We start from the raw sequence: 16,980 nt of genomic DNA on the forward strand, positions 1-16,980 counted from the left end.
AAGGGGCGGCCCCGGGATGAACCGGGGCCGCCCCTCTCACGCGCGCGTGCGCTACGCGGCCAGCCTGGCGAGCGCCGCGTCGATCCGGGCCAGGGTCTTCTCCTTGCCGAGGATCTCCAGGGACTCGAAGAGGGGCAGGCCGACCGTGCGGCCGGTGACGGCGACACGGACGGGCGCCTGGGCCTTGCCGAGCTTGAGGCCGTGCGCCTCGCCGGCGGCCAGGACGGCCTCCTTGAGGGACTCGGGGGAGGTCCAGTCGGCCGCCTCGAGCTTCTCGCGGGCCGTGGCCAGGAGGGCGTCGCTGCCCTCCTTCATGGCCTTGGCCCAGGACGCCTCGTCCACGGCCGGCTCGGGGAGGAACAGGAAGTCGACGTTGTCGGTGATCTCCGAGAGGACCTTCAGGCGGGTCTGAGCGTGCGGGGCGATCGCCTCCCACTTCGCCTCGTCGAAGTCCTCCGGGGCCCAGGGGGCGAAGGGGGCCTTCAGCCAGGGGGCGCAGCGCTCGGTGAAGTCCTTCACGTCCAGCATGCGGATGTGGTCCGCGTTGATCGCCTCGCACTTCTTCAGGTCGAAGCGGGCCGGGTTGGGGTTCACGTCGGAGATGTCGAAGGCGGCGACCATCTCGTCGACCGAGAAGACGTCCCGGTCCGCGGAGAGCGACCAGCCCAGCAGCGAGAGGTAGTTGAGCAGGCCCTCGGGCAGGAAGCCCTGCTCGCGGTAGAGGTTCAGGGACGACTGCGGGTCGCGCTTGGACAGCTTCTTGTTGCCCTCGCCCATGACGTAGGGGAGGTGGCCGAAGGCCGGGGTCTGCTTGGCGACGCCCAGCTCGGTCAGCGCCTTGTAGAGGGCGACCTGGCGCGGGGTGGAGGAGAGCAGGTCCTCGCCGCGCAGGACGTGGGTGATCTCCATCAGGGCGTCGTCGACCGGGTTGACCAGCGTGTACAGCGGGGCGCCGTTCGCGCGGACGATGCCGTAGTCCGGGACGTTCTCCGGGGTGAAGGTCAGCTCGCCGCGGACCAGGTCCGTGAAGGTGATCGTCTCGTCGGGCATCCGGAAGCGGACGATCGGCGTACGGCCCTGGGCCTGGTAGGCCTCGACCTGCTCGGCGGTGAGGTCGCGGCAGTGGCCGTCGTAGCCGGACGGCTTGCCGGCGGCGCGGGCGGCCTCCCGGCGGCTGTCCAGCTCCTCCTGGGAGCAGTAGCAGTGGTAGGCGTGGCCGGCGTCCAGGAGCTTCTGCGCGACGTCCTGGTAGATGTCCATCCGCTGCGACTGGCGGTACGGCGCGTGCGGGCCGCCGACCTCGGGGCCCTCGTCCCAGTCGAAGCCCAGCCAGCGCATCGCGTCGAGCAGCTGGCGGTACGACTCCTCGGAGTCGCGGGCCGCGTCGGTGTCCTCGATGCGGAAGACCAGGGTGCCCTTGTGGTGGCGGGCGAACGCCCAGTTGAACAGGGCGGTGCGGACCAGGCCCACGTGGGGGTTACCGGTGGGCGAGGGGCAGAAACGTACGCGGACGGGGGAGCCGGATGCGCTAGCCACGCTTGACAACCTTGTTGGTGAGAGTGCCGATGCCTTCGATGGTGACGGCGACCTCGTCGCCGACGTTGAGGGGGCCGACCCCTGCCGGGGTGCCGGTGAGGATCACGTCGCCGGGCAGCAGCGTCATGGCCTCGGTGATGTGGACGATCAGGTCCGCGATGGGGTGGATCATCTCGCTCGTACGGCCGAGCTGACGCTGTTCGCCGTTGACGGTGAGCTGGATCGTCAGGTCGGACGCGGTGGCGAGGTCGAGGTCCGTCTCCACCCAGGGGCCGAGCGGGCAGGACGTGTCGAAGCCCTTGGCCCGGGCCCACTGCTTCTCGCGCTTCTGCACGTCACGGGCGGTGACGTCGTTGGCGCAGGTGTAGCCGAAGATGACGTCCGCCGCGCGCTCGCGCGGGACCTCACGGCACATGCGGCCGATGACCACGGCCAGTTCGGCCTCGTGGTGGAGCTCCTGGGAGAAGGCCGGGTACTGGATCGCGTCGCCGGGGCCGACCACCGAGGTGGACGGCTTGAAGAAGGCGAAAGGGGCGTCCGGTACCTCGTTGCCGAGTTCCTTCGCGTGCTCCGCGTAGTTGCGGCCGTAGGCCACCACCTTGTTGGGGAGCACCGGCGGCAGGAGCCTGACCTTGCTCACCGGGACCTTGGTCCCCGAGAGCTCGAAGTCGGCGAACGGAATGCCCTTGATGATGTCGAGGACGAGTTCGTCCTGCTCGTCGCCCTCGACGGCGCCGAAGGCGACGTTCCCGTCGATGGAGAACCTGGCGATGCGCACGGGATCCTGGCGCCCCTCACTGAGCCGGTTGGAGTCTGACGCTCCAGGCTAACGCGGGGCGGGGCGGCCGCCGTGGAATTACCCAGGTGACTGAGTGAACGGCGGCCTCGGACCCGTACGGGAGGGCGGTCCCGTACTACTCGGCGACCGGGGTCCCGGCGGGGGCCTCCATGAGGATGGTGCGCCGCGGGTTGGCGGTCTGGGCGGGGAGGTCGAGGGAGTGCTCGGGCAGTTCCGGGGTCCCCAGCTCCTCGGCGTCCTTGAGGTGGGCGAGGGTGGTGCGCCGGGGGTTGGCTATGTTGCGGAACATCATCGTCGTCTTCACGGTTGCAGTGGACCCCGTCGTGTGTGGGTTGGCAGAGCGTCGCCTCTTGTAAAGCGCCAGGCTAAACATCGAATTCCCGACGGAAGTCGCCAACTAGCCCTGATCCCCGTGTGAGTTTGCTCACGAAGGCGGGGACAAACGGGTCATTCCCCACAGGCAACTCTCGGCAACGAAACGGACATTGCCGAACTGAACCTGTCATTCCGCTCCTGATCATGGCGACTGGGACACGGCTGACGCACGCGCGACTGGCGGGCATACGTCCGTTATGTACGCGAACGGCCTAGACATCTCGTAACGTGTCACTCACACGCTGTCACAGAGGTCACAGCTCGGTCCACGGCCCTTGTTGGAGATCCGGCACTGTGCTGGAATTCCACGGACCGCCGCAGGATCGAGCCGGCGCGCAGGGGGCGCAACACAGCGCCGAGTGGCGGCGAGACAGGGGGAGCCAGCGCCGGTCACACTCACGACCAATCAGGGGGCGCATTCAGGGCGCTCTCCGTACAACGCCGACACCGTGTCCCTCCGTTCAGCGGAGGGGCGCCTGGTCCAGAGGTTGCGACGCTAGTGCAGGGACGTTTCAAGAGGGATGGCAGCGCTCCGGCGGAGCCGGAGGCGCACGGCGGGACCGACCGCGGTTCCTCGCCCCAGCACGCCCAGAACCCGGGCCAGGCCCCGGTCGGCGGTGGTGACGGCGGTGAGCGCCCCGGGCGTCCCGCCGTGTCTGCTTCCCCGGGGCCGACGGGCTCCACGGGCCCCCAGCCGACCGCCACGCCGGCGCCCCCGATCAAGCCCGCGAAGGGACCGTCCAACCCGGGCTCGCGGATAGCCCTGCGCAACTGGCGCATCTCCACGCGCCTGGTGTCGCTGCTCGCGCTCCCCGTGGTCGCGGCCACGACGCTGGGCGCGGTGCGCATCAACCAGTCCCTGGACGACATCCAGCAGCTCGACAACATCAAGCTGCTGACGGACATGACCAAGCAGGCCACCGAGCTGGCCCAGGCGCTCCAGGACGAGCGCGACCAGTCGGCCGGCCCGCTGGCGCACGGCCAGTCGACGAACAGCGTCACGGTCAAGGGATTCGAGGAGAAGACCGACCGGGCCCGCGAGAACTTCCTCAACGCCTCCGAGGAAATCGACACCGCGAGCAAGAACGGTCAGCTCCAGGGCGTCCGCGACAGCCTCGTCGGCCTGGCCGGCCAGCTGGACGACCTGGCGAAGATCCGCAAGGACGCCTACCAGCAGCAGCGGAACTCGACCCAGACGGTCGAGGCCTACCACCGGCTGATCACCCAGCTGATCGACCTCTCGCAGGACATGGCGCAGGCCTCCAGCAACCCGGAGATGATCCAGCGCACCCGCGCCCTGGCGGCGTTCTCGACCGCCAAGGAGTACGCGTCCGTCCAGCGCGCCGTCATCGCCGCGGCCCTGCCCGCCAACAACACCAGCACGGGTGACCTCTCGGAGAACGACCGCCTCTACGGCGAGTCGGCCCAGGCGAGCGAGACCTCCGAGCTGACGATCTTCCGGAAGATCTACTCCGGCAACGCGGCCGAGCTGCTCAAGCCGATCGACGAGAACAACCCGACGATCGAGGCCGCCAACACCTACGCCAAGCGTGCGCTCGGCGCCCAGAACGGTCTGAACGAGCTGTCCAAGCGGTCGTACCGCGACTGGGTGGACGACAGCTCGACCAAGATCGACCAGATGCAGAAGATCGAGCACACCCTGCTCGAGGACATGGAGCAGAAGGCGCGCGAGCTGCGCAACTCCTCCGAGCAGTCGGCCATCATCTCCGGTGCGCTGATCCTGCTCGTCCTCGGTGTCTCGCTGGTCGGTGCCTTCATCGTGGCCCGGTCCATGATCCGCTCGCTGCGCCGCCTCCAGGAGACCGCCACCAAGGTCGCCCAGGACCGCCTGCCCGAGCTGGTCAAGCAGCTCTCCGAGTCCGACCCGCAGGACGTGGACACGTCCGTGGAGTCGGTCGGTGTGCACTCCCGGGACGAGATCGGCCAGGTGGCCGCGGCCTTCGACGACGTGCACCGCGAGGCGGTCCGCCTCGCCGCCGAGCAGGCCCTGCTGCGGGGCAACGTCAACGCGATGTTCACCAACCTCTCGCGCCGTTCCCAGGGCCTCATCCAGCGTCAGCTCTCGCTCATCTCCGAGCTGGAGTCCCGCGAGGCCGACCCGGACCAGCTGTCCTCGCTGTTCAAGCTCGACCACCTCGCGACGCGTATGCGCCGTAACGGTGAGAACCTCCTCGTCCTCGCGGGTGAGGAGCCCGGCCGCCGCTGGACCCGCCCGGTCCCGCTGGTCGACGTGCTCCGCGCCGCCGCGTCCGAGGTGGAGCAGTACGAGCGCATCGAGCTGGCCGCCGTGCCGACCACCGAAGTGGCCGGCCGCGTGGTCAACGACCTCGTGCACCTGCTCGCCGAGCTGCTCGAGAACGCGACCTCCTTCTCCTCGCCGCAGACCAAGGTCAAGGTCACCGGTCACGCGCTGCCCGACGGCCGCGTGCTGATCGAGATCCACGACACCGGTATCGGCCTCTCCCCCGAGGACCTCGCGGCGATCAACGAGCGGCTCGCCTCGCCGCCCACCGTGGACGTCTCCGTCTCCCGCCGCATGGGTCTGTTCGTGGTCGGCCGGCTGTCCCAGCGGCACGGCATCCGCATCCAGCTGCGCCCCTCCGACTCCGGTGGTACGACCGCGCTGGTCATGCTCCCGGTCGACGTCGCCCAGGGCGGCAAGAAGCCCGCTCCCGGCAAGCCCGGCGCCCCGGCGCCGTCCGGTGGTCCGGCCGCCGCGCAGGCCGCGGCCGGTGCCGCGGCGGCCCGGCGGGGCAACGGCCAGGGTGGCGCTCCGGGTCCGCTCGGCGCGGGTGCCCCCGCCCCGGCGCTCGGCGGCGGTGCCGCGGGCGGCTCGCGCGGTGGCGCCCCCGGTTCCGGCGGGCCCTCCGGTGGCGGGCTGCTCGGTGCCGGTGCCGGTCCGCGCGGTCAGGTCGGCAACGGCCAGGGTCCCCGGGCCGCGCTGCCCGGAGCGGGCCAGAACGGCAACCGTCCCGGTGCGCCCGGCGGCGCCCGCGGCCCGCAAGGCCCGCAGGCCCCGCAGGGCGGCCGGCAGAACGGCGCGGCCTTCGGCAACCAGGACGCGTTCGGCAACCCGCAGGACCCCTTCGGCGGCCAGGACGCCTTCGGCAACCGCGGCCCGGTCCCGCCGCCGCGCGCCGCGAACCCCTCCGACCAGGGCCGTCAGCCGCAGCTCCCGCCGCGCGGCGGTCCCCGGGCCGAGCTGCCCGGCGGCAACCCGCAGGGGCGGCCCAGCTGGAGCGACGACAACGCCCAGCCGCCGCTCTCCCGCGCTTCGCTGGACACGCCGCGCGGCCACGACGAGCGGGACCAGGGTCACACCGCGCCGATGCCCCGCATCGACGAGCGGCACGACCTCGGCGCCACCTCGCAGATGCCGGCGATCCCGCAGGGCCCGTCGTCCACCGGCGAGTTCCCGCGCCCGGACTTCAACGTCCCCGGCGGCGGCCAGAACACCGGCGCGTACCCCCGCCAGAATCCGAACGGCCAGCAGGACACCGGCTCCTTCCCGCGTCCGAACGTGAACGGCTCGCAGGACACCGGCTCGTTCCCGCGTCCGAACGTGAACGGGCAGCAGCAGGACTCCGGCCCGTTCGTCCGCTCCGACGTCTTCGGCTCCCCGGCCGGTCAGCCGGGCGGTCCCCAGAACACCGGCCAGTTCTCCGCTCCGCAGGCCTACGACAACGGCTCCACCGGCCAGTTCGCCACCCCGCCCTTCGACGGCGGCGGCACCGGCCAGCACTCCCTGCCCGGCCGCCAGAACGGCTTCGCGGGCAACGGCCAGGGGAACAACGCCCGCAGCATGGACTTCGGCACCGCGCAGCGCCAGCCGGTGCCGCCGGTCCGCCAGGAGCCGGAGGCGCTGCCCCCGGCGAGCGGTCCCGGCGACGGTCGTACCCCGCTGTACGACACGCTGGAGACCAACTGGTTCCACGGCGGGCAGGAGGAGCAGCACCCCCAGGGCAACGGCAACGGTCCGGCGCCGCTTCCGCCCGTCCCCGTAACGCCGCCGGCCCCCGCGGCCGCGGCCCCCCAGCGTTCCGCGACCAGCTCCTGGCGCCCCTCCCCCAACGACGACCTCGTCCGGCAGGCGGAGCGCGTACGGCAGCCGGCCGCGGGCGGCGTCACCACCTCCGGGCTGCCGCGCCGGGTGCCCCGGGCGAACCTCGTCCCGGGCACCGCACAGCAGCAGCAACAGCACCAAGCAGGTCCGCAGGTCTCGCGTTCGCCTGACGACGTTCGCGGCCGGCTGACCAATCTCCGTCGGGGTATCGCGCAGGGCAGGCAGGCCGCACCCGGCCCGCAGACCGGCAGCTTCCCGAGCCCCACTCACCAGCAGGAGCGTTAGTTGAGTCCGATGAGCCAGGCGGCACAGAACCTCAACTGGTTGATCACCAACTTCGTGGACAACACCCCAGGTGTGTCCCACACCGTCGTCGTGTCCGCCGACGGCCTCCTTCTGGCGATGTCCGAAGGCTTCCCGCGTGACCGCGCCGACCAGCTGGCGGCCGTCGCGTCCGGGCTCACCTCGCTGACGGCCGGGGCCTCCCGGATCTTCGAGGGCGGCAACGTGGCGCAGACGGTGGTCGAGATGGAACGCGGTTTTCTCTTCCTGATGTCCATCTCCGACGGCTCGTCCCTCGCCGTGCTGGCCCACCCGGAGTGCGACATCGGCCTCGTCGGCTACGAGATGGCGCTGCTGGTCGACCGCGCGGGCGCGGTGCTCACTCCCGATCTGCGTGCCGAACTGCAAGGCAGTCTGCTCCACTGACAGCCTGGATCCAACCCGCCTCACCAAATCACCGTCCGGCCGCCACAAACCCCCCACCGGCCCACGTCAGACGGCTAGCCCGACCGACTTGCTGTCCCGCCCGGAGGAACGATGACCCCGCCCACCGCCTCTCATGATCCGTACGCGGAGCCGTACGGGGACGAGGGCGACCAGCCGCTGGTACGTCCTTACGCGATGACCGGCGGCCGGACCCGGCCGCGCTACCAGCTCGCCATCGAGGCGCTGATCAGCACGACGGCCGACCCGGCAGCGCTCATGGGGCTGCTCCCTGAGCACCAGCGCATCTGCCACCTGTGCCGCGAGGTGAAGTCGGTGGCCGAGGTCTCGGCCCTGCTCGCCATGCCGCTGGGGGTGGCCCGGATCCTGGTGGCCGACCTCGCCGAGGCCGGCCTGGTCGCCATCCACCAGCCGGGCGGCGACGAGAACAACGGCGGCGCTCCGGACGTGACGCTGCTCGAAAGGGTGCTCAGTGGACTTCGCAAGCTCTGACGGAGGCCGGGCCACCACCTCCGCGAAGATCGTGGTGGCGGGCGGCTTCGGCGTCGGCAAGACCACGTTCGTGGGAGCGGTCTCCGAGATCAACCCGCTGCGCACGGAGGCCGTGATGACGTCCGCCTCGGCGGGCATCGACGACCTCACCCACACCGGGGACAAGACCACCACCACGGTGGCCATGGACTTCGGCCGCATCACGCTCGACCAGGACCTGATCCTGTACCTGTTCGGCACGCCCGGTCAGGACCGCTTCTGGTTCATGTGGGACGACCTGGTGCGCGGCGCGATCGGCGCCGTCGTGCTCGTGGACACCCGCCGGCTGGCCGACTGCTTCCCGGCGGTGGACTACTTCGAGAACAGCGGTCTGCCGTTCGTCATCGCCCTCAACGGCTTCGACGGGCACCAGCCCTACACGCCCGAAGAGGTGCGCGAGGCGCTCCAGATCGGGCCCGACGCGCCCATCATCACCACCGACGCCCGGCACCGGGCCGACGCGAAGAGTGCGCTGATCACCCTGGTCGAGCACGCGCTCATGGCTCGGCTGCGGTAGCGGCCCGGCGTACCCGAACCTGACCTGATGTACGGCAGTTGCCGTACGGAAACCGGAGCCGGCTGTGGCCTTTGACACGGTCGGCTCCGGCGTTCATAACGTTTCGGCAGAGGAATACGGTGGTATCGCCACGCGTCGCGGTCACGCGGTACCGCTGCGCGCACGACAGCCCCGCCTTTTGGCGGGGCTCGCTCTTTATGACCGTTTTATCTGGGGCTTACATCAGCGTACTCCGGCGGTTTCCACTGTTTGGAACTGCGCCGGGCCCCGTGCTGGAATGCCTGAACTGCCCAATAGTCAAAGACGTACTGAGTAGTGGTCTGTGACACACCGGGCTCTGAGAGACTGCGGCACGACGACAGGTGCCCGCCGCCGAGAGGTTGTTGGTCGAGTGAGGCGAAGCAAGAACGGTCCCGAGCCGTCGGCACGGGGCAACTTCACCCCGCCGCCGCGCGCTGCGGCGCCCACCCCTGTGCCAGCCGCGGAACCACCGGCCGCGCCCCCGAAGAGCGGCGGCCGCTTCTCCCCGCGGAACTGGCGCGTGCCGACCAGGCTGAACGCGATCCTGCTCATACCCGTGGTCGTCGGCCTGGTCATGGGCGGTTTCCAGGTGAAGAGCTCCATCGACACCTGGCAGCAGGCCCGCGACGCGGAGAACACCGCCCGCCTGGTCCGCGCCGCCCTGACCTACAGCGACGCCCTCTACAACGAGCGTGACCTCAGCGCGGCCCCGATCCTGCTGGACAAGAACAAGCAGGTCGTCACCGACGCGCGGCAGCGCACCGACAAGGCCGCCGACGCCTTCGACGCGGCCGCGCAGAACATGCCGCACAAAGCCGGCCTGGAACGCCGTCTGAAGCTGTTCCGGGAGGCCGAGCCGCAGCTCGCCAACCTCCGGTCCCTGGCGTACACCACCAAGCTCACCGGGGTGAAGACCGAAGAGGGATACACCCAGATCGCCCACCCGCTGATGGAGTTCGCCAACGAACTCGGTCTGGGCACCGGAAACATCACCTCCTACGGCCGTACCGTCTACGCCATCGCGCTCACCAAGGCGGCACTGTCGCTGGAGCGCTCGATCGGTATGCACCTGCTCGTCAAACCGGGACCGGACGCCGGCAACCTGGCCTCCCAGCGGGTCGCCCTCTCCTCGTACGCCTACCTGGAGGGGATCGCCGTCGAGGAGTACATCGGCGGTGGCACCGAGGCCGACGCGCAGAAGCTGACCGACCTCGAGCAGAAGATCAAGACCGACGGCGCGGCCATGGCCCAGCAGGCCAAGGCCAAGGACCCGAAGTACGTGGCCCCGCCGTCCAGCACCACCACGATGGTCTCGGCGCTGGCGACGCTCCAGGACACCAACCCCCTCACCCGGCAGGCGCTGGCGACCAAGGGGATCACCGCCGAGAACTGGTGGGCGGTGAACACCCTCAAGTACAACGCCTACCGCACCATCGAGTCGGACATGGCCGACAAGGCGGTGAGCGAGGCGTCCGGCATCGCCGACGACGCCAAGACCTCCGCCTTCATCACCGGTGCCGCCGTCGTGGTCGCCCTGCTCGCCGCGTTCATCCTGGCCGGCATGGTGGCGCGCCAGATGTCCCGCTCGATGCGCCAGCTGCGCAACGCCGCCTTCGGCATCGCCGAGCAGCGCCTGCCGATGCTGGTCGACCAGCTCTCCCGCACCGACCCCGGCCGGGTCGACACCCGGGTCGCGCCGATCCCGATCACCTCGACGGACGAGATCGGCGAAGTCGCCCGCGCCTTCGACCAGGTCCACCGCGAGGCCGTGCGGCTCGCCGCCGAGCAGGCCCTGCTGCGGGGCAACATCAACGCGATCTTCACCAACCTGTCCCGCCGCAACCAGTCGCTGATCGAGGGCCAGCTGACGCTGATCACCGACCTGGAGAACAACGAGGCCGACCCGGACCAGCTGGAGAACCTGTTCCGGCTGGACCACCTCGCGACCCGTATGCGCCGCAACGGCGAGAACCTGCTGGTCCTCGCCGGCGAGGAGCCCGGCCGCCGCTGGGACCAGCCGGTCCCGCTGGTCGACGTGCTGCGCGCCGCCTCCTCCGAGGTGGAGCAGTACGAGCGCATCGAGCTGTCCGGCGTCCCGGAGGCCGAGATCCACGGCCGCGCGGTCACCGACCTCGTGCACCTGCTCGCCGAGCTCCTGGAGAACGCGACCACGTTCTCCTCCCCGCAGACCAAGGTCCGCGTCACCGCGACCCGTCTCCCCGACGGCCGCATCATGATCGAGATCCACGACAAGGGCATCGGTCTCACCGCCGAGGACTTCGCGGACATCAACCACAAGCTGGCCAACCCGCCGACCGTGGACGCCGCGATCTCGCAGCGCATGGGCCTGTTCGTGGTCGGCCGGCTCTCCGACCGGCACGGCATCCGGGTCCAGCTGCGCCCCTCGGGCGAGCAGGCCGGCACCACCTCGCTGGTCATGCTGCCGGACGCGATCACGCACGGCGGTGGCGGCGAACAGTCGCTGGACCGCGAGGAGTTCACGGTCTCGCAGATCATCCCGGAGCAGCAGTTCCAGGGTGAGAACTTCCAGCAGCCGCAGCTCCAGCCGATGCGCACCGCGGCCGAGCTCGGCTTCGACGACAGCCGTTACCTCGAGGTCCCCGACGACATCCGGGACCTCGACCCCGTGGGCCGCTCCCTGATGCGCGAGGAGCGCCGTGCGGCCCTGGAGGCCCAGGCGCAGCCCCCGGGGGCCGCACAGCCCCAGGCCGCCCCGCAGGAGACCTCCGAGATCCCGGCGTACACCGACGAGTTCGACAGCGGCCGACAGGGCTACGACACCAGCGGCACGGGGTTCCAGGAGCAGCCCACGGGCTACGACGCGCAGCCGTCGTACCAGGAGCAGTCGCAGAGCACGTACGACGAGCAGTTCTACGCGCAGGGCGGCGGCCTGCCGCAGCAGCAGGACCCGTTCTCGACCGGGGCGTTCCCCTCGGGCGGCGGCTACCCGGAGCCCGCGTATCCGGAGCCGGTCCAAGAGGAGCCCGCGGCCGCCGAGGCAGCCGCCCCCGAGGCGTTCGGGTCCTTCCGCGAACGGGACTACCAGGACGACTGGCCGCAGCAGGACGGGTACCAGAACGGCTACCCGGCCCAGTACGCTCCCGAAGCGGAATCGGCGCAGGCCGGTGACGTGGAGGAGCGGAACCGCGTAGGCTTCGACCGTCCGGGAGCGGCTCCCGCCGCCGGACACCAGATGACCGACGCCGGACTGCCCCGCCGGGGATCCGTGGGCGGCGGCACGAGCGGTGTGAACGGCACGGGCGGCGCGAACGGCACGAGCCCCGCGCAGCAGGCTCCGGCCCCGGCCGCGGAGCCGACGGGCGAGAGCAACTGGCGGTCGCAGAACGACGAGCGCTGGCAGCAGGCCTCGGCGCTGCGCAAGCCCAAGGCGGGCGGGGTCACGTCCTCCGGCCTGCCGAGGCGGGTACCCAAGGCCAACCTGGTCGAGGGAGCCGCCGCGAGCACCCCTCAGGGAGGCCCACAGGTCTCCCGCGCCCCGGAGGACGTCCGGGGCAGGCTGAGCAACCTGCGTCGGGGCGTCCAGCGCGGACGCAGCGCAGGCAGTGAAACGAACGGCCAGGGCTTCGGTCCTGACAGCACCTACAACCAGGAGCGTTAGTGTGAGCCCGATGAGCCAGGCGGCACAGAACCTGAACTGGTTGATCACCAACTTCGTGGACAACACCCCGGGGGTGTCCCACACGGTGGTGGTCTCCGCCGACGGACTCCTTCTGGCGATGTCCGAAGGCTTCCCCCGTGACCGCGCCGACCAGCTCGCGGCCGTCGCCTCCGGTCTGACGTCTCTGACGGCAGGCGCCTCCCGGATCTTCGAGGGCGGCAGCGTGAATCAGACGGTTGTGGAGATGGAGCGGGGGTTCCTGTTCATCATGTCCATTTCCGATGGGTCGTCGCTGGCGGTCCTGGCCCACCCGGAGGCCGACATCGGCCTGATTGGGTATGAGATGGCCCTTTTGGTGGACCGCGCGGGCACGGTTCTTACCCCGGATCTGCGTGCGGAACTCCAGGGAAGCCTTCTCAACTAATAGTCAGACGGTGCGTTTTGGCGTCTCGGGGCCGTAAGGTTTCGGGACGCGGCTCCACAGGGATGGGTGCCCGGCACGGTCGGAGGAGGAGAGAGAGTGGCAACACCCCCAGGCGGTTCGAATCACGGCAACTGGTCGTACGGTCCTGCGCAGGGCCAGGGCGGCGACGGTTCCGCGAACCGGTACAACTTCCCCTCCACGCCGAGCCACCGGCAGCCGTACGCCCCGCAGGGTCCCGGTCCGTCCCCGTACGACCAGCCGCCGGCGCCCCGCATCCAGCCGGTACAGCCGCACCGGCGCCCCGACGCGGCGCCGGCCTCCGGCTCGAACAACCCCTTGGTGCGTCCGTACGCCATGACCGGTGGCCGGACCCGCCCGCGGTACCAGCTCGCCATCGAGGCACTGGTGCACACCACCGCGCAGCCGCACCAGATGCAGGGCCAGCTGCCCGAGCATCAGCGGATCTGCAACCTCTGCCGGGAGATCAAGTCGGTGGCCGAGGTCTCGGCCCTGCTGTCGATCCCACTCGGCGTGGCCAGGATCCTCGTCGCCGACTTGGCGGAGGCGGGCCTGGTCGCCATCCATCAGCCCGGCGGCGACGAGAGCGCCGGCGGCCAGCCAGACGTGACACTGCTCGAAAGGGTGCTCAGTGGACTTCGCAAGCTCTAGCGGCGGTCCTTCCCGCTCCACCACCTCCGCGAAGATCGTGGTGGCGGGCGGCTTCGGCGTGGGCAAGACCACGTTCGTCGGCGCCGTCTCGGAGATCAATCCGCTGCGCACAGAGGCCGTGATGACGTCCGCGTCTGCCGGCATCGACGACCTCACCCACACCGGGGACAAGACGACCACCACGGTCGCCATGGACTTCGGCCGTATCACCCTGGACCAGGACCTGATCCTGTACCTGTTCGGCACGCCCGGCCAGGACCGCTTCTGGTTCATGTGGGACGACCTGGTGCGCGGCGCCATCGGCGCGATCGTGCTGGTCGACACCCGCCGGCTGGCCGACTGCTTCCCCGCGGTGGACTACTTCGAGAACAGCGGCCTGCCCTTCGTCATCGCCCTCAACGGCTTCGACGGGAACCAGCCGTACAACCCGGAAGAGGTCCGCGAGGCGCTGCAGATCGGTCCGGACACGCCGATCATCACGACGGACGCGCGGCATCGTGCGGACGCGAAGAGCGCGCTGATCACCCTGGTCGAGCACGCGCTCATGGCGCGGCTGCGGTAGGTTCCGGCTCGGCTGCCGGGCTGCCACGGCTGGCCGCTCGCCGACTGCGGGCAGTCCGTGGCTTGTCGCGCAGTTTCCCGCGCCCCTTCGGGGGCGCGTCCGTTTCCCCCGGCGCACACGTAAAGAGAAGGGCCCCTCTCGTTCGAGAGGGGCCCTTCTCTTTACGTGATACGTGCTGTTAGCCGTGCCAGCTGTGCGGGGCGCGGAAGCCGTTCTCGCGCTCCAGGCGGCGCCAGCCCGCCTTGGCGCGGCCTCGGTGGGTCTGCTCGGTGTCGGCGGTCGGCCGGGCGGCCGCGCGGGCCAGGAGGACCGCCGTGATGGCGGCGACTTCCTCCGGGTCGGCGTTGCCCTTCTCGACGCGGATGTCAGGCACGTTCATGGGTGTCAGTCTCCGTGAGAGAGGTTTCCGCAGGATTACTGCGGGGGGTTGCCGTGCTTACGGGACGGCAGGTCGGCGTGCTTGGTGTGCAGCATCGCCAGCGACCTGGCGAGCACCTCGCGGGTCTCGGCCGGGTCGATGACGTCGTCGACCAGGCCGCGCTCGGCCGCGTAGTAGGGGTGCATGAGCTCGGCCTTGTACTCCTTGACCATCTTCTGCCGCATGGCCTCGGGGTCCTCGGCGGAGGCGATCTGCCGGCGGAAGATCACGTTGGCCGCGCCCTCCGCGCCCATCACCGCGATCTCGTTCGTCGGCCAGGCGTACGTCAGGTCGGCACCGATCGACTGGGAGTCCATGACGATGTAGGCACCTCCGTACGCCTTGCGCAGGATCAGGGAGATCCGGGGAACGGTCGCGTTGCAGTAGGCGTAGAGCAGCTTCGCGCCGTGCCGGATGATCCCGCCGTGCTCCTGGTCGACACCGGGGAGGAAGCCCGGGACGTCCAGGAAGGTGACGATCGGAACATTGAAAGCGTCACACATCTGGACAAAGCGCGCAGCTTTTTCGCTCGCCTCGATGTCCAGGACGCCCGCCAGCACCTGCGGCTGGTTGGCGACGATGCCCACCACCTGGCCGTCGATCCGGGCCAGCGCGCAGATGATGTTCCGCGCCCAGCGCTCGTGGACCTCCAGGTACTCGCCGTCGTCGACGATCTCCTCGATGACCTTGGCCATGTCGTACGGCCGGTTGCCGTCCGCCGGGACCAGGTCGAGGAGGACGTCGGAGCGGCGGTCGACCGGGTCCGTGGACTCGGCGCGCGGCGGGTTCTCGCGGTTGTTCTGCGGGAGCAGGGAGAGGAGGTACCGCACCTCGGCGATGCAGGTCTCCTCGTCGTCGTACGCGAAGTGGCAGACGCCGGAGGTCTCCGCGTGGACGTCGGCGCCGCCGAGGCCGTTCTGGGTGATCTCCTCGCCGGTGACCGCCTTGACGACGTCCGGCCCGGTGATGAACATCTGCGAGGTCTCGCGGACCATGAAGACGAAGTCGGTGAGGGCGGGGCTGTAGGCCGCGCCGCCCGCGCACGGGCCGAGCATCACGGAGATCTGCGGGATGACACCCGAGGCCTTCGTGTTGCGCTGGAAGATGCCGCCGTAGCCGGCGAGGGCGGAGACGCCCTCCTGGATACGGGCGCCCGCGCCGTCGTTGAGGGAGACCAGGGGTGCGCCGGCCGCGATGGCCATGTCCATGATCTTGTGGATCTTGGTGGCGTGGGCCTCGCCCAGCGCGCCGCCGAAGATCCGGAAGTCGTGGGCGTAGACGAAGACCGTACGGCCGTCGACGGTGCCCCAGCCGGTGATCACACCGTCGGTGTAGGGCTTCTTGGCCTCCAGGCCGAATCCGACGGCGCGGTGCCGGCGCAGCTGCTCGACCTCCTGGAAGGAACCCGGGTCGAGGAGCAGCTCGATGCGCTCCCGGGCCGTCAGCTTGCCCTTGGCGTGCTGCGCCTCGGTCGCCTTCTCGCTGGGCCCGGCCACGGCCACCGCACGGATCTCGTGCAGCTCGGCGACCCGCCCGCGCGCGTCCGTCGGTTCGCCGGTGGGCTCGCCCGTCGTCTCTTCCAAAACGGTCATGTAGTGACCTTACGAAGGACACCAAGGAATGCGTGACGTCGACTCCGTACAGTCTCCGGCGCGTTTTCCTGGAAGCACCGAACAGAACCTGACCGACATGCAGCCGTTCCGACTGTTCAGAGGGCGTCGCCGTTGTAGGGGTGACACAAAGGGGGCGGCCGAGAGCCGCCTCACATTCCGGCACGCCCCATACCACCCGGGGAGTGACGGAGCCCCTCGGACGGCGGCCTGCATCCCCACCGTACGGCATCCAACGCATTACGTTGCGTGAGGAGTACGACACGCGATCCGATGATGTTGAAGGTCGCACGGAATAGGTCTACGGTGAGCGTCGTTGAGTTCGTTGAATGTTAAACATCAACGGGACCCGTCCCCCAAAGGAGCACCCATGAGCATCTTCGGCCGCAAGAACGACGACGCCGACACCGCCCCGGCCGCCGACCTCGCCGCCCTCACCGGCGACTACACGATCGACCCGGCCCACAGCACGCTCGGCTTCGTGGCCCGCCACGCGATGGTCACCAACGTCAAGGGCAGCTTCCAGGACTTCGAGGGCACGCTGCACCTGGACGGCGAGGACCCCTCGAAGTCCACGGCCTCCCTCGACATCCAGATGGCCAGCATCACCACGGGCAGCCCCGACCGTGACGGCCACCTGAAGTCGGCGGACTTCTTCAAGACGGACGAGTTCCCGACGATGACCTTCCGCTCCACCAAGGCGGAGGCCCTCGGCGACGAGGACTACCGCATCACCGGCGACCTCACGATCCTCGGTGTCACCAAGCCGGTCACCATCGACCTGGAGTTCAACGGCGCCGCCAAGGACCCGTTCGGCAACGAGCGCGTCGGATTCGAGGGCAAGGCCGAGATCAAGCGCTCCGACTGGGGCGTGACGTGGAACGCGGCGCTGGAGACCGGTGGTGTCCTGGTCTCCGACAAGATCAAGCTGAACTTCGACATCTCGGCGATCAAGAACGCGTGACCTTCCGCGGCGCACGTCCTCCGCTTACCGCGGCAGGGCGGGCGCTCGGTCATCGAGGCGCCGCCGGATGCGGCGGCGCCGCATCCGCGTGTGCGGCGGGCCTG

General features: G+C 70.1%; 14 protein-coding genes. 9 read left to right on the forward strand and 5 right to left on the reverse strand.

Annotation, left to right across the window (positions count from 1 at the left end; translation table 11 throughout):
- Window positions 1-51: 51 nt before the first annotated feature.
- The 3 genes from gltX to AB0G52_RS14965 all read right to left on the reverse strand — a co-directional run bounded on the left by gltX (window position 52) and on the right by AB0G52_RS14965 (window position 2,639).
- Complete coding sequence (gene gltX / locus AB0G52_RS14955) at window positions 52-1,536, reverse strand: glutamate--tRNA ligase (RefSeq protein WP_132889775.1); 1,485 nt, start codon at window positions 1,534-1,536, stop codon at window positions 52-54.
- On the reverse strand, window positions 1,529-2,314 hold the full coding sequence (locus tag AB0G52_RS14960) for a fumarylacetoacetate hydrolase family protein (protein WP_132889774.1): 786 nt from the start codon (window positions 2,312-2,314) through the stop codon (window positions 1,529-1,531). The genes gltX and AB0G52_RS14960 overlap by 8 nt, the downstream gene beginning before the upstream one ends.
- A gap of 136 nt (window positions 2,315-2,450) precedes the next feature.
- Window positions 2,451-2,639, reverse strand: a complete 189-nt coding sequence (locus AB0G52_RS14965) for a hypothetical protein (protein WP_132889773.1) — start codon at window positions 2,637-2,639, stop codon at window positions 2,451-2,453.
- 570 nt (window positions 2,640-3,209) lie between these two features.
- Between AB0G52_RS14965 and AB0G52_RS14970 the strand changes: the two genes are divergently transcribed.
- The 8 genes from AB0G52_RS14970 to AB0G52_RS15005 all read left to right on the forward strand — a co-directional run bounded on the left by AB0G52_RS14970 (window position 3,210) and on the right by AB0G52_RS15005 (window position 13,884).
- Window positions 3,210-7,079 (forward strand): nitrate- and nitrite sensing domain-containing protein, encoded by a 3,870-nt coding sequence (locus AB0G52_RS14970; protein ID WP_361336697.1) that lies wholly within the window; start codon window positions 3,210-3,212, stop codon window positions 7,077-7,079.
- Between the two features lie 9 nt (window positions 7,080-7,088).
- Window positions 7,089-7,502: a roadblock/LC7 domain-containing protein gene (locus tag AB0G52_RS14975; RefSeq protein ID WP_030382516.1), complete on the forward strand. Its 414-nt coding sequence runs from the start codon at window positions 7,089-7,091 to the stop codon at window positions 7,500-7,502.
- Window positions 7,503-7,613: 111 nt separating this feature from the next.
- Window positions 7,614-8,012, forward strand: a complete 399-nt coding sequence (locus tag AB0G52_RS14980) for a DUF742 domain-containing protein (RefSeq protein ID WP_019058642.1) — start codon at window positions 7,614-7,616, stop codon at window positions 8,010-8,012.
- Window positions 7,993-8,568, forward strand: coding sequence for an ATP/GTP-binding protein (locus AB0G52_RS14985; RefSeq protein ID WP_046729249.1), 576 nt, complete (start codon window positions 7,993-7,995; stop codon window positions 8,566-8,568). Before AB0G52_RS14980 ends, AB0G52_RS14985 begins: the two co-directional genes overlap by 20 nt.
- Before the next feature lie 391 nt (window positions 8,569-8,959).
- Window positions 8,960-12,229 carry a nitrate- and nitrite sensing domain-containing protein gene (locus tag AB0G52_RS14990; protein WP_361336699.1) on the forward strand — a complete coding sequence of 1,090 codons (3,270 nt, stop codon included), beginning with the start codon at window positions 8,960-8,962 and terminating at the stop codon, window positions 12,227-12,229.
- Between the two features lie 10 nt (window positions 12,230-12,239).
- Window positions 12,240-12,653 carry a roadblock/LC7 domain-containing protein gene (locus AB0G52_RS14995; protein WP_004983065.1) on the forward strand — a complete coding sequence of 138 codons (414 nt, stop codon included), beginning with the start codon at window positions 12,240-12,242 and terminating at the stop codon, window positions 12,651-12,653.
- Between the two features lie 96 nt (window positions 12,654-12,749).
- Window positions 12,750-13,322 carry a DUF742 domain-containing protein gene (locus AB0G52_RS15000; RefSeq protein ID WP_132889770.1) on the forward strand — a complete coding sequence of 191 codons (573 nt, stop codon included), beginning with the start codon at window positions 12,750-12,752 and terminating at the stop codon, window positions 13,320-13,322.
- Complete coding sequence (locus AB0G52_RS15005; protein ID WP_046729246.1) at window positions 13,303-13,884, forward strand: ATP/GTP-binding protein; 582 nt, start codon at window positions 13,303-13,305, stop codon at window positions 13,882-13,884. Before AB0G52_RS15000 ends, AB0G52_RS15005 begins: the two co-directional genes overlap by 20 nt.
- A gap of 178 nt (window positions 13,885-14,062) precedes the next feature.
- Here the strand turns inward: AB0G52_RS15005 and AB0G52_RS15010 are convergent, their stop codons facing one another.
- Window positions 14,063-14,263: an acyl-CoA carboxylase subunit epsilon gene (locus tag AB0G52_RS15010; RefSeq protein ID WP_046729245.1), complete on the reverse strand. Its 201-nt coding sequence runs from the start codon at window positions 14,261-14,263 to the stop codon at window positions 14,063-14,065.
- Between the two features lie 35 nt (window positions 14,264-14,298).
- Window positions 14,299-15,894 carry an acyl-CoA carboxylase subunit beta gene (locus tag AB0G52_RS15015; RefSeq protein ID WP_132889769.1) on the reverse strand — a complete coding sequence of 532 codons (1,596 nt, stop codon included), beginning with the start codon at window positions 15,892-15,894 and terminating at the stop codon, window positions 14,299-14,301.
- 388 nt (window positions 15,895-16,282) lie between these two features.
- Here AB0G52_RS15015 and AB0G52_RS15020 point away from each other — a divergent pair, with 388 nt between their 5' ends.
- Window positions 16,283-16,876, forward strand: coding sequence for a YceI family protein (locus AB0G52_RS15020; protein ID WP_132889768.1), 594 nt, complete (start codon window positions 16,283-16,285; stop codon window positions 16,874-16,876).
- Window positions 16,877-16,980: the final 104 nt, after the last annotated feature.

Origin of the sequence: Streptomyces sp. NPDC021562 (genome assembly GCF_040640875.1) — a bacterium.
Classification (GTDB): Bacteria; Actinomycetota; Actinomycetes; order Streptomycetales; family Streptomycetaceae; genus Streptomyces.

Coding starts and splice junctions, on each gene's coding strand:
- AB0G52_RS14975 (WP_030382516.1), top strand. CDS start 7,089: ATGAGCCAGGCGGCACAGAACCTCAACTGGTTGATCACCAACTTCGTG.
- AB0G52_RS14980 (WP_019058642.1), top strand. CDS start 7,614: ATGACCCCGCCCACCGCCTCTCATGATCCGTACGCGGAGCCGTACGGG.
- AB0G52_RS14995 (WP_004983065.1), top strand. CDS start 12,240: ATGAGCCAGGCGGCACAGAACCTGAACTGGTTGATCACCAACTTCGTG.
- AB0G52_RS15010 (WP_046729245.1), bottom strand. CDS start 14,263: ATGAACGTGCCTGACATCCGCGTCGAGAAGGGCAACGCCGACCCGGAG.
- AB0G52_RS15015 (WP_132889769.1), bottom strand. CDS start 15,894: ATGACCGTTTTGGAAGAGACGACGGGCGAGCCCACCGGCGAACCGACG.
- AB0G52_RS15020 (WP_132889768.1), top strand. CDS start 16,283: ATGAGCATCTTCGGCCGCAAGAACGACGACGCCGACACCGCCCCGGCC.